Genomic DNA, 12,761 nt, shown 5'->3' on the forward strand with positions numbered 1-12,761 from the left:
TCAGCCCGCGCCCAAGAACGAGGCGATTTGGTAGGTCAACAGTGACGCACCGTAGGCCAACGCGAACAAATAAATCAACGCAATCGCGGTTTGCTTCCAGGATCGCGTTTCACGGCGGATGGTCGCCAACGTTGAAATGCATTGCGGCGCATAGATGAACCACACCAGCAAAGACAGGGCCGTGGCCAATGACCACTGGTTCGCCACAATCTGACTCAACGCCTGCGCGGTTGCATCGTCGTTGGCCGCTTGAACCGCGTAGACCGTACCCAACGACGCCACCACGACTTCACGCGCCGCCATGCCCGGAATCAAGGCAATACAAATCTGCCAGTTGAATCCCACCGGTGCGAACACGCCGGTCAGAAAATGACCGATGCGTCCGGCGTAACTGTAATCGATGGCGGGACCGGCAAAATCCGCCGGTGCCGCGGGGAAATTAAGCAAGAACCACAGCAACACTGTGAGCGCGAGAATGATCCCGCCAACCCGCTTCAAAAAAATCATCGCGCGCTCTTGCAGGCCGATCAGCACGTCGCGCAGCGTCGGCACGCGGTATGACGGCAGCTCCAGCATCAGCATGTGCTCACCTCTGTCTCGGCGCCACCGCTTCATCACCCAAGACACCAGAAGCGCGCTCAAAATGCCGGCGAAATACAAGCCGAACAAAACCAAGCCCTGCAAGTTCAAAACGCCCAGCACCTTTTGCTGCGGAATGAACGCGCCGATCAACAGTGCATAGACTGGCAGTCGCGCCGAGCAGGTCATCAACGGCGCCACCATGATCGTCGCCAAACGGTCACGCGGGTCTTGAATGGAACGCGTCGCCATAATGCCCGGCACCGCGCAAGCAAAGCTCGACAACAACGGGATGAAACTACGGCCGGAGAGGCCCGCTTTGAACATCAGGCGATCCATCAAGAAGGCTGCGCGCGGCAAATAGCCGCTTTCTTCCAATGCCAGGATGAACAAAAACAAGATCAAGATTTGTGGCAAGAACACGAGCACGCTGCCGGTGCCGGCGATGATGCCTTCCACGATCAAGCCACGGAGCGGACCGGCCGGCAACCAAGACGACACTTGGCCACCGATCCAACCCATGATCCATTCGATACCGTCCATCATCGGCGTCGCCCAGGCGTAAACCGCCTGGAACATAACGAACAAGATCGACGCAAGAATCAGCAATCCGAACACCGGATGCAGCAGCCAACGATCCAGCGCGTCGTCCACTTTGGTCGACTGCTGGGGCATCACCACGGCTTTGGCGAGCACCGCACGCGCTTCGCGATGCAAATCGATAGGTTCCAAAGAAGCAGGGACGTCGGGAATGTGCGACAGCTCAACGCGTTCGAGTGCTTTGGCCAAAGCAGCCGCGCCATTTGAACGCACCGCGACGGTCGGTACGACCGGTAATCCCAATGCGGATTGCAATGTGTCGATGTCGATTTTGATACCGGCTTTCTCTGCGGCATCCATTTGGTTCAACGCCACCACGATCGGGGTGCCGAGCTGCTTCAGCTCCAGTGCGAAGCGCAGATGCAACTGCAAATTGGTGGCATCGACCACGCAGACCAAGACATCGGGCTTGCCTTCGCCGGGATAGAAACCGCGGCACACATCGCGCGCGATCGCCTCGTCCAAACTCGTCGGATGCAAGCTGTACGCGCCAGGCAAATCCAAAACAGCGATGTCCTGTCCGTTGGGCAAACGCATCCGCCCTTCTTTACGTTCAACGGTCACGCCCGTGTAATTGGCGACTTTTTGCCGGCTACCGGTCAGAAGGTTGAAGAGTGCCGTTTTGCCTGAATTGGGGTTGCCGATCAGCGCAATACGCATCGATTCAGGGGTCACTGCCGACCACCTTCGGTGCGCACGCGGATTCGGTTCGCCTCGTCACGACGCAGGGCAAATCGGGCCGTCCCGATGCGCGCGACGATGGGATCCTTGGAGATCGGCGCCACGGCCACCACATCGATGGCTTCTCCGGGCACAAAACCCAGCTCTACCAGCCGGCGTGCGATCGGATCATTCGCTGAACGATGCTCGATGTCTTCGACGGTGGCGGGCGTGAATGGGCGCAGATCGGTGAGTGTCACGGCGATTTCCAAACAATAATCATTCTCATTCTAACAGCTTCCCCGCCCGCAACGACAAAGCCGAATGGGCGCAAACGCTATCATTCATGGGAATCTCGACTCAGGACCGGCATGCAAGCTCCATTGAATCTGAACCGTCAAGACGCTGTGGCGCGTGTCCGTATGCAGCGTGGCGACGTCCATAACGCGTTCGACGCCCGGCTGATCGCCGAGCTCACCGAGACTTTTGAGACCCTGAACGCGGATCCGACCCTACGGGTGGTGGTTTTGGAGGCGGAAGGTGCCTCGTTCAGCGCGGGCGCCGACCTCAATTGGATGCGCGGCATGGCAGCGATGTCGGAAGAGGAAAATCGCATCGATTCGTTGGCGCTGGCCCGGCTGATGCGCAGCTTGGACGAGCTTTCCAAACCCGTGGTCGCCCGCGTGCAAGGCTCGGCCTTTGGCGGCGGCGTCGGCTTGATTGCTTGTTGCGATATCGCTATCGGCAGTGCCGACGCGAATTTCGGATTGACGGAAAGCAAGCTTGGCTTGCTTCCGGCGGTGATTTCCCCTTACGTGGTGAATGCGATCGGTCCGCGCCAGGCGCGCCGCTACTTCGCCACAGGCGAAATTTTCAACGCCGCCGATGCGCAGCGTATCGGTCTGCTTCACGACGTCGTAGCACCCGATGCATTGGATGAGACGGTGGATCGCATCGTCCGCACATTATTGAAAGCCGCGCCAATCGCTGCGGGCCGCGCCAAGGCATTGGTGCGCGACGTCTTGGCAGACGAGAATGCACTGATGCAGGATGCGCGAAATGCTGCACTCATTGCAGCCCTGCGTGTCTCGCCCGAAGGCCAGGAAGGATTGGCCGCATTCTTGGAAAAACGCACACCGAATTGGATCAAAAACTGATGTTTGAAAAAATCCTGATTGCGAACCGCGGCGAAATTGCCTGCCGGGTCATCCGCACTTGCAAGAAGCTCGGCATCAAGACCGTCGCCGTGTATTCGGATGCGGACGCTCGCGCACAACACGTGCTGCAGGCGGATGAAGCCTTCCACATCGGTGGATCGCCCCCCCAAGAGAGCTATTTGCAGGCGGATGCCGTTCTTGAAGCTGCGCGTAAATCCGGCGCACAAGCGATTCACCCGGGCTATGGCTTCTTGAGCGAAAACGCCGATTTTGCCGATGCGGTGGAAGCCGCGGGATTGGTCTTCATCGGTCCGCGCGCGGCGTCGATGCGCAAGATGGGCAGCAAAGCGGGCGCAAAAGAATTGATGGATGCCGCAGGCGTACCGGTCGTCCCCGGCTACACCGGCGAAGATCAATCGGCGACCCTGCTGCAGCAGGAAGCGAATCGCATCGGCTATCCCTTGATGATCAAGGCTGCCCATGGCGGCGGTGGCAAGGGCATGCGCATCGTGCGCCACGCCGACGAATTTGCCGCGAATCTGGAAAGTTGCCAGCGCGAAGCAAAAAATGCCTTCGGTCGTGACCGTGTGCTGCTCGAACGCTATATCGAAACGCCCCGCCACATTGAAATACAAATCTTCGGTGACGCCACCGGCAAAGTCATCCATTTGAACGAGCGCGAATGTTCCGCACAGCGCCGCTATCAAAAGGTGCTTGAAGAGGCCCCTTCCACCTTCCTGACTGCCGAGATGCGCGAGGCGATGGGGCGTGCCGCGGTGTTGGCCGGTGAGGCGATTGATTACCAAAACGCGGGCACGGTGGAATTCATCGTGGCGCCTGACGGCGGTTTCTATTTCATGGAAATCAACACGCGTTTGCAGGTTGAACATCCCGTGACCGAACTCGTCACCGGCTACGACCTGGTGGAATGGCAATTGCGCGTGGCCGCCGGTGAAGCGCTGCCCGCCAGCCAAGAAGAGGTGCTGCAGTACGGCCATGCCATCGAAGTGCGCCTTTATGCGGAAGACCCTGACGCCGGTTTCTTGCCCGGTTCCGGCACGCTGAAGCATCTCCATCTGCCCGCAGCCTCACGCAACGTGCGGATCGATTCGGGTGTGGTGCAAGGCGATACCGTGACCATTTTTTACGATCCGATGATCGCAAAACTCATTGTTTGGGATGTCACGCGCGAGCGTGCGCTGAAGCGAATGGAAGAAGCCTTGGCCGATTGTCACGTCGAAGGACCGAAATCGAATATCGCCTTTCTGGAACGCTTGATCAGACATCCCGCCGTGCGCGAAGGTCGTATCGATACCGGCTATCTGGACGCACATCTTGATGAGTTCGTCGGCGCAAACGCGGAAACGGACGATGCACTACTGCAGGGCATTGCCGCTGCGCTTTTCACGCAAACGCCGGACACTGACCCATCCTCACCGTGGGCGCGAAACGATGCTTGGCGCATCGAAGGTCGTGCGTCGCAACCGGTACGCATGGCGCAGGGTGCGGAAGCGCGCATGTTGCAAGTGGTACGCGAAGGCGACGCAGTGACAGTCAGCAACGATGGCGCCCCGCTCTGCCGTTTCGATCACCTGAGCGCAGGCGACGGTGTCGTCTCCTTTTCACGCGATGGAAAAACGGAAAACCTGCGCTTTCAGCGGCGGGGCAAAGTAATGACTTTGTTTGCGGCAGGTCGTCGCCACGTGTTCGAGCAACACCCCTTGCACGAGGTCGCCGACGCATCGTCCGCCGCAAGCGGTAATGTCATTGTGGCGCCGATGCCGGGTCGGATCGTGGTCGTCAATGCGGCGGTCGGTGATGTGGTGAATGCAGGCGATGTCTTGATGGTGATGGAAGCCATGAAGATGGAGCTTTCGCTCAAAGCCGCGAAGGACGGCACGGTCGCCGAGGTCCGCGCGGAAGCCGGTGCCTTCGTCGAAGCCGATACTGTCCTCCTCAGTTTGAAGGATGCCGAATGAGCGCCGCCAAAGAACACGTTCGCATCGTCGAAGTCGGCGCGCGCGACGGTCTGCAAAACGAGAAAACGCTGGTGTCGACCACCGACAAAATCGCGTTGATCAATCGCTTGTCGGACTGCGGCTTGGGAAGTATCGAGGCCACGAGTTTCGTGAGCCCGAAATGGGTGCCGCAGTTGGCGGACGCCGCGGAGGTATTCGCCGGCATCACGCAGAAGCCCGGGGTCCACTATCCCGTGTTGGTACCCAATTTGCAGGGCTATGAACGCGCCATGGCGGTCGGCGTGAAAGAAATCGCGGTCTTCACGGCGGCGTCCGAAGCCTTCAACCTGAAAAACATCAACGCCGGCATCGACGAGTCACTTGCCCGCTTCGAGCCGGTCATGGCGCGCGCCCAATCTGACGGTGTCAAAGTGCGCGGCTACGTCTCCACCGTGCTTGGCTGTCCTTATCAAGGTGAAGTGCCGGTGTCGGCCGTGGTGCATGTGGCCGAGCGCCTGCACGCGCTCGGTTGCTACGAGATTTCTCTGGGCGACACCATCGGGGTCGGCACTCCGGCGAAGGCACGCGCCATGTTGAAAGCGGTCGCCGATGCGGTGCCAATGCCGCAATTGGCCGTCCATTTTCATGACACTTACGGTCAGGCCTTGGCCAATATCCTGTCCTGCCTCGAGGAAGGCGTGCGGGTGGTCGATAGCGCCGTGGGCGGCACCGGCGGCTGCCCGTATGCCAAAGGCGCGAGTGGCAATGTGTCCTCGGAAGACGTGGTCTACATGCTGCACGGCTTGGGCTTTGAAACCGGCGTCGACATCGCGGCCCTCAGTGACACCGGACGCTGGTTGTCCGCCCTGCTCGGCCGCGCCACGGCCAGCAAAGTCGGTCAGGCCCTCACGCCGGAGAGTTGACCCCTTTTATTTGCCCATGTACTTGACGTAATGTGACCGGACGCGGGGGGAAACGCGGGTCCAGCACAACCGGGGACGGGGCATGAGCGGGCATCAGAATGGCGGTGATGCGAAATCCGAGGACGGCCTTGCCGTCCTTTTGGCGTCACTTGCGCGCGCATCGGAAGACCCCAAACTCGACAACGGCTCGCGCTATTTGTTTGCCCGCGCACAGCACCAAATTCTGAAGGCGCACATGGCGAGCACGGTCGCGCAACGCGAGTACCGGATCCTGTTCGATGCCATTCCTGACCCGATCAGCCTAATCGCCTTCGACGGCACCGTGTTGGACTTCAATGCTTCCGGACAACGTTTGTACGGCCGCAGCTTGAAGGAAGTGGTCGGGAAGGACATCGCGATCTTGAATCCCGAAGTGCCACCGGACCATCTCAAGCCGGTGCTGGATGTAATCGATCGCGGCGAAACCTATGTCGTGCAAGTCACCAACCGAAAGGCGGATGGCACGCGCTTTCCGGTGGAAGTCCATTCTGCGCGCGTCGAATTGCAAGGTCGCACCTGCATTCTTGCCGTTGCGCGCGATCTCAGCGCACGCTTTGAAGCCGAACACCGCTATGACACCTTGGTCGAATCGGTGGATCAAGGCATTGTCGTCACCGACGCCGACGGGACCGTCATCAGCGTCAACGGCGCGGGCATGAACATCCTCGACTTGGAACCCGGCAACTCACCGGACGCCACGTTCTCTTCCGAGTATTGGATCATCGTGGATGAAAACGGCAACGTGCTGCCGCGCGATCGTCTACCCGCATCGATCGCCCTGCATACCGAGGAGCCGGTGCGCAGTCAGATCATGGGCTTGTACCGGCTGTCCGACAACCGTTTTCGATGGCTCCGTGTCACCGCCATCCCACACTTCACGACATTGGCGGATCGACCCAACCAAGTCATTTCCATTTTCTCCGACATCACCAATTTGAAGCGCGACAGCGCGATGTTCGATCGCGTCCAACAGCTGAGCAATGTCGGCAGTTGGGAGTGGAATCGTGCGACCGAACACTTGCATCTGAGCCGCGGTGCCATGCGCATCTTCGGCTTCCCCTCGCCCATCGATAACATCGCGAGCTTCTATGCACGCCTGCAGCCGGTTGATGCCACGCGATTGGCGATGGCGCTGAGCGCACCGCCGGTGGACGACATCACATTCACGCTGGAACTCCACGGCTGGCGCGTGGACGGCAGTGAAGTCTGGGTACGCATGCAAGGCGAAACCGATGCGCGCGAACCCTCTCCACATCGTCTCACCGGCACCTTCGAAGACATCACCGAGCACAAGAACATCGAGCAGTCCCTTCGTGCACAAGCACGCACGGACGCGCTGACCGGTCTACTCAATCGCGATGCGATTCACGATGAATTGAACGCCTATCTGTCCGGCAGCAACCCGGAACTGGCGGTGCTCTATATCGATCTGGACCGTTTCAAGGTCATCAACGATGCCTTGGGCCACGGCGTCGGCGACAAACTGCTTGTCCAGGTCGCGCACCGCCTGCAAAGCGTGGTCGCCGGCAACGGTGAGTGCGCGCGGTTGGGCGGCGACGAATTTTTGGTGATCTGCAAAACGCTTCAAGACCAGCATCTAGCATTGGCCGAGCGAATCCTGGTGGAACTGTCGAAGTCGTTTCAAATCGACGAAGAGGAGTTCTCGATCAGTGCGAGCATCGGCATCGCCGAATCGCCCAACGACAGCAGCGACGCCGTTGAACTCGTGCAACAAGCCGACGCGGCGATGTACGAAAGCAAGCGTCGCAATAACAACGGATGGCAACACTACAGCGAAGACTTGGCGCGCAGTCATCGAGAGAAATTGCAACTCGACCAATTGATGCGCGGTGCATTGACGAATCAGGAGCTGCATCTCGTCTACCAACCGCAACTCGACCTGCACACCGGTCGGGTGATCGGCGCCGAAGCCCTGATGCGTTGGAACAACCCGTTGCTGGGCGCGATGCGTCCGGATGTTTTCATCGGGCGCGCCGAAAGCACCGGGGAAATTGTCCGGCTGGGGGCATGGGCCCTCAACGAAACTTGCAGACAGGTGCGTGAATGGTTGGACGCCGGTCTTCCGCAAATTCGCGTAGCGGTGAATGTCTCTTACCGCCAGTTCATCGCCGACGATTTGGTCGGCACCGTGGTCAAGGCACTCGAGCACTACAAAATTCCGCCGCGTTGTCTGGAATTGGAATTCACGGAACGTGTGCTGATTGAAGATGAGCCGGAAACGACACGTATCTTTGCCGAACTCGACGAACTGGGCGTGTCACTCGCCATTGACGATTTCGGTGAAGGCTATAGCGGGCTGAATTATTTGCGCCGCTTGCCCATCCACGTCCTCAAGCTCTCGCAGTTGTTTATCAAAGGGGTTCCGGGGAATGCCTCCGATGTCGCGGTCTGCGAAGCCGTGGCCGGGATCGCGCGCGGCCTGCGCATGACGATGATCGCTGAAGGCGTCGAAACCGATATCCAACGCCGGTATCTGGTGAAACTGGGCGTGCCCGTCGGCCAAGGCTTCTTTTTCTCCCCCGCCCTCACGCCGAAGCGATTCGTGACCTATTTGCGCGCCCATCCGACCGTTCGCTGAGGCAGCCGGACGCCGGACTTGCACTAAAATGGTCGCATCCCCTTCTGCGGAATCGGCATGAAACTTGAATCAGCACGCGCCATCGTGACCGGCGGCGTCTCCGGCCTCGGCTTTGCCGTGGCCAAACATTTGGTCGCACAGGGCGGCAAAGTCGCGTTGTTTGACGTCAACGAAGAAAAAGGCCTTGCGGCGGTCGCAGAACTTGGCGACGCCAATGCCAAGTTCTTCAAGACCGATGTGAGTCATGAGGCGGAAGTCGTATCCAATGTCGCCGCTGCCAAGGATTTCCTCGGCGGCTTGAATGCCTGCGTGAACTGTGCCGGCATTTTGGGCGCCGGCCGCGTCTTGGGCAAAACCGGGCCGATGGCCCTGTCGCAATTCCAAACCACGGTGATGGTGAATTTGGTCGGCAGTTTCAATGTCGCCAAAGCCTGTGCCGACTTGATGCAACACAACACCGCCGGCGACGATAACGAGCGCGGTGTGATCATCAACACCGCGTCGGTGGCCGCCTATGAAGGTCAAATCGGCCAAGCGGCGTACTCCGCCTCCAAGGGCGGCGTGGTCGGCATGACCCTGCCGATGGCACGCGAATTGGCGCGCTTCGGCATTCGAGTGGTCACCATTGCACCGGGCGTGTTTTGGACCCCGATGGTGGACGGCATGCCGGAAGACGTGCAGAAATCTTTGGCCGCGACCATTCCTTATCCGTCGCGCCTCGGCCGACCGGAAGAATACGCGGATCTCGCCGCCTATATCCTGACCAACACCTACATCAACGGCGAAACCATTCGCCTCGACGGCGCCACGCGCCTGGCACCCAAGTGAGAAGCGCATGAAGGCTTACGACATCAAGAAAGGCAATGTGGTTGAACACAACGGCGCCGTTTACCAGATCCGCGACATCGAGCGCAGCTCACCGCAAGGTCGCGGCGGCAACGTCAAGTTCCGCTTCACCATGTATAGCGTTCCGGGCGGCAACAAGCTCGATCTCAGCGTCGGTGGTGATGACGAGTTGCGCGAGGTCGATCTCGCCCGCCGTCAGTCCACCTATTCGTACAAGGACGGAGAAGCCTTCGTGTTCTTGGACGACGAGGACTACACGCCCTACACACTCGATGCCGAAGTCGTCGGCGACGACGCGGGCTACATCACCGACGGCCTGACCGGCTGCTATGTGCAAGTCATTGACGAGATGCCGGTCGGTTTGCAATTGCCGACCTCGGTGGTGCTTGAAGTGGTGGAGACGCCGCCGGAGTTGAAAGGCGGTACCGCCACCAAACGCCCGAAGCCGGCGCGCTTGTCCACCGGTCTTGAAATCCAAGTTCCGGAATACATCGTCAACGGTGAAAAAGTTTGGGTGAACACCACCACCGGCGAATTTGGTGGCCGCGCCGAGTGAGCGCCATCCAACCCGTGGTACTCAGCGGCTGGGGCGTTTCGCTCCAGCCGCTTTCGCTTGCGCATGTGGACGGTCTTGTTGAAGCGACCGCAGACGGCGACATATGGCGATTGAATGTGACCAGTGCGCCCGCCCCGGGTGCGCCGTCAGTCACGGCTTACATTGAGCACGCCCTTCAAGGGCAAAGCCAAGGCACGATGCTGCCGTTTGTGGTCGTCACCGACGCGCAACGCATTGTCGGCACGACGCGTTTCTACGACATCGACACCGACGTACCCAATCTCGCGATCGGCTACACCTGGTACGCTGCCAGTGTGCAACGCACCCACGTCAATACCGCCTGCAAACGCCTACTGCTCGGTCATGCGTTCGATACCTTGAATTGTGCTGCAGTGTATTTCCATACCAGCCATTTGAATCTCGCATCGCGCGCGGCGATCGCCCGGCTCGGTGCAAAGATGGATGGCGTGATTCGTCACCACAAACGTCACAAGGACGGCTCGCTGCGCGATACCTGGTCCTATTCAATCGTGTCCGACGAATGGCCCGAAATCAAAGCCGACTTGGAAAAAAAACTGGCGCGCTGAGGCGGTTCAGAGTTTGCGCGTGAGCCAGCGTTGCGCCATGCGGCGCATGGAGGCATCCATGGTTTCATCTGCGGCCAATTCCGCGATGTTTCGCCAAGCCAACGCATTCGATTCATCACTGATGGCGAAGGCTTCATTGTCGGTGGCGGTGACCACAAAACGCGCATCATAGTGCCAATGCCCGGGAACACCTTTGTGCGCCGGAATGAAATGCAAATCGATATCGAAAATATCTGGCGAGACAACCAGGCCGGTCAAACCGGATTCTTCTTCGGCTTCTTTCAGCGCAACGGCCGCCAAATCCATGTCGCCATCGGCGTGACCGCCAAGCTGCAACCATCGATCCAATTTCTTGTGATGCGTTAACAAGACGCGTTCGCCGTCGGCGCTGACCAACCAGGACGAGCCGGTGAAGTGACCTTCCGTGCGCTCGCGTGTGTAGGCATGCGCGCCTTCTTCCGCCAGCGTGATGAATGCGGACTGCCACTCGCGCACCGTGGTGCTTTCCAAGAATGGGAACGCGTTGAGCAGCGCTTGTGTCGAGAGCTTCGTCATCCCTCAATGCTGCGCCGCGTCAATTCTTTTTGCAAGGCGGCGAACAGAAAACCCTTGTGTCGGCGGCAAATAAAAGGTTATGTTTCGGTGAATGTCCACCGTGTCTCTCTGGGGAACCGAATGTTGTTTCAACGAATCAAGCCGCTCGACAAAATCCTCGAAACGGCCGAGAAGAAGTCACTGAAGCGCCAGCTTGGCGCATTCCAGCTCACCATGCTCGGCATCGGCGCCATCATCGGCACCGGTATCTTCGTGTTGACCGCTGAAGCCGGTCAGAAGGCCGGTCCGGCCATGATGGTTGCGTTCGTGATTGCCGCCGTCGTTTGCGCGCTCGCTGCGTTGGCCTACTCCGAATTGGCATCCATGGTGCCGGTTGCAGGTTCCGCTTACACCTACACCTATGCCGTGATGGGCGAAATGCTCGCTTGGATCGTCGGCTGGGCGTTGGTACTTGAATACGCCGTGGCCGCGGGTGCCGTGGCCGTGGGTTGGTCGGGATACATGAACGGGCTGCTGACCAGTGCCGGCATGGAACTTCCGGCAGCGCTGAAGACCGGACCGATGGATGGCGGCGCGTTCAACATCCTCGCCTTCTTGATCGCCTTGGTTGTGACGTTCTTGTTGGTAATTGGCACATCGAAGTCGGCCAAGGTGAATGCCATTCTGGTGCTCATCAAAGTCATCGCCCTGACCGCCTTCATTTTTATCGCGGTACCGGCGGCAAAAGATGTGAACTTCCAACCATTCTTCCCGACTGGCTGGGGTAGCCCGATGGGCGGCGTCGGCGTGTTGGGCGCGGCGGCATCGATCTTCTTCGCCTACGTCGGCTTTGATGCCGTCTCGACGGCTGCAGAAGAAACCACCAATCCGAATCGTAATATCCCGATCGGTTTGATCGGCTCGCTGCTGGTCTGCACCATCTTCTACATGTTGGTCGGCTACGGTGCGGTCGGCGCCATCGGCGCACAACCGATGTTCGACGCGGCAGGTGTCGCCATTCATCCAGGCACGCCGGAAATGGCCGCGGCGTGTGCCGCTGGCGATCCGAACGCCTTGGTTTGTAGCAAAGAGCCTTTGGCCCACGTCATGAAAGTGATGGGCTTCGCCAAGATGGGCAACCTGATCGGTTTGGCTGCGGCGCTTGCCTTGCCTTCGGTCATTTTGATGATGATTTACGGTCAAACCCGTATTTTCTTCACCATGTCGCGCGACGGTTTGCTGCCGGAGTTCCTCTCGAAGGTGCATCCGAAGTTCCACACGCCGCACGTCGTGACCATCTTGACCGGCATTTTTGTCGCACTCTTCGCCGCGATGTTCCCGGTCGGCATCTTGGCCGACATTTCGAACTCCGGCACCTTGTTTGCGTTCATGGCCGTGGCCGTTGGCGTGCTGGTGCTGCGTAAGCGCGATCCGGGCCGTCGCCGTCCGTTCCGCACGCCGATGGCTTGGGTGGTTTGCCCGCTCGCGATCGCCGGTTGCTTGCTGCTGTTCGTCAATCTGTCGTTCTACACCATCGCCATGTTCGTCGGCTGGGCAGTGATCGGTTTGATCGTCTATGCCCTCTACGGATACCGCAATAGCGATATGGGACGCGGCAAGGCCGGCCCGGAAGGCGGCGCAAAGATTGATCCGGAACCGCCGTTCCATGAAGGCCCGCAAGCCTGATTGCGACAGCCATACCGTTTTGAAGAGAAGCCCGGGC

General features: G+C 59.3%; 11 protein-coding genes. 8 read left to right on the forward strand and 3 right to left on the reverse strand.

Features of this window, described 5'->3' with window-relative positions; all coding sequences use genetic code 11:
• Entirely contained in the window at positions 1-1,839 is a 1,839-nt protein-coding gene (gene feoB, locus H8L67_RS06485) for a ferrous iron transporter B (protein ID WP_220380764.1), read from the reverse strand.
• A gap of 11 nt (positions 1,840-1,850) precedes the next feature.
• Positions 1,851-2,099 carry a FeoA family protein gene (locus H8L67_RS06490; protein ID WP_220379049.1) on the reverse strand — a complete coding sequence of 83 codons (249 nt, stop codon included), beginning with the start codon at positions 2,097-2,099 and terminating at the stop codon, positions 1,851-1,853.
• A 111-nt stretch (positions 2,100-2,210) separates the two neighbouring features.
• Between H8L67_RS06490 and H8L67_RS06495 the strand changes: the two genes are divergently transcribed.
• From H8L67_RS06495 to H8L67_RS06525, 7 genes are all read left to right on the forward strand, one after another.
• Positions 2,211-2,996, forward strand: a complete 786-nt coding sequence (locus H8L67_RS06495; protein WP_220379050.1) for an enoyl-CoA hydratase-related protein — start codon at positions 2,211-2,213, stop codon at positions 2,994-2,996.
• Complete coding sequence (locus H8L67_RS06500; protein ID WP_220379051.1) at positions 2,996-4,975, forward strand: acetyl/propionyl/methylcrotonyl-CoA carboxylase subunit alpha; 1,980 nt, start codon at positions 2,996-2,998, stop codon at positions 4,973-4,975. The genes H8L67_RS06495 and H8L67_RS06500 overlap by 1 nt, the downstream gene beginning before the upstream one ends.
• Positions 4,972-5,877 carry a hydroxymethylglutaryl-CoA lyase gene (locus H8L67_RS06505; RefSeq protein WP_220379052.1) on the forward strand — a complete coding sequence of 302 codons (906 nt, stop codon included), beginning with the start codon at positions 4,972-4,974 and terminating at the stop codon, positions 5,875-5,877. Before H8L67_RS06500 ends, H8L67_RS06505 begins: the two co-directional genes overlap by 4 nt.
• 82 nt (positions 5,878-5,959) lie before the next feature.
• A complete protein-coding gene (locus H8L67_RS06510) occupies positions 5,960-8,515 on the forward strand; it encodes a sensor domain-containing protein (protein WP_220379053.1) in 2,556 nt (851 codons plus the stop codon).
• Between the two features lie 57 nt (positions 8,516-8,572).
• Positions 8,573-9,343 carry an SDR family NAD(P)-dependent oxidoreductase gene (locus H8L67_RS06515; RefSeq protein ID WP_220379054.1) on the forward strand — a complete coding sequence of 257 codons (771 nt, stop codon included), beginning with the start codon at positions 8,573-8,575 and terminating at the stop codon, positions 9,341-9,343.
• Positions 9,344-9,350: 7 nt separating this feature from the next.
• Entirely contained in the window at positions 9,351-9,917 is a 567-nt protein-coding gene (gene efpL, locus H8L67_RS06520) for an elongation factor P-like protein EfpL (RefSeq protein ID WP_220379055.1), read from the forward strand.
• Positions 9,914-10,504, forward strand: coding sequence for a GNAT family N-acetyltransferase (locus H8L67_RS06525; RefSeq protein ID WP_220379056.1), 591 nt, complete (start codon positions 9,914-9,916; stop codon positions 10,502-10,504). The genes efpL and H8L67_RS06525 overlap by 4 nt, the downstream gene beginning before the upstream one ends.
• Before the next feature lie 6 nt (positions 10,505-10,510).
• Here H8L67_RS06525 and H8L67_RS06530 read toward each other — a convergent pair whose 3' ends face one another.
• Complete coding sequence (locus tag H8L67_RS06530) at positions 10,511-11,059, reverse strand: NUDIX hydrolase (protein WP_220379057.1); 549 nt, start codon at positions 11,057-11,059, stop codon at positions 10,511-10,513.
• A 120-nt stretch (positions 11,060-11,179) separates the two neighbouring features.
• On the opposite strand from H8L67_RS06530, the gene H8L67_RS06535 reads away from it, so the two are divergent.
• Positions 11,180-12,724 (forward strand): amino acid permease, encoded by a 1,545-nt coding sequence (locus tag H8L67_RS06535; RefSeq protein ID WP_220379058.1) that lies wholly within the window; start codon positions 11,180-11,182, stop codon positions 12,722-12,724.
• Positions 12,725-12,761: the final 37 nt, after the last annotated feature.

The organism is Lysobacter soyae, from assembly GCF_019551435.1.
Taxonomy (GTDB): domain Bacteria; phylum Pseudomonadota; class Gammaproteobacteria; order Xanthomonadales; family Xanthomonadaceae; genus Solilutibacter; species Solilutibacter soyae.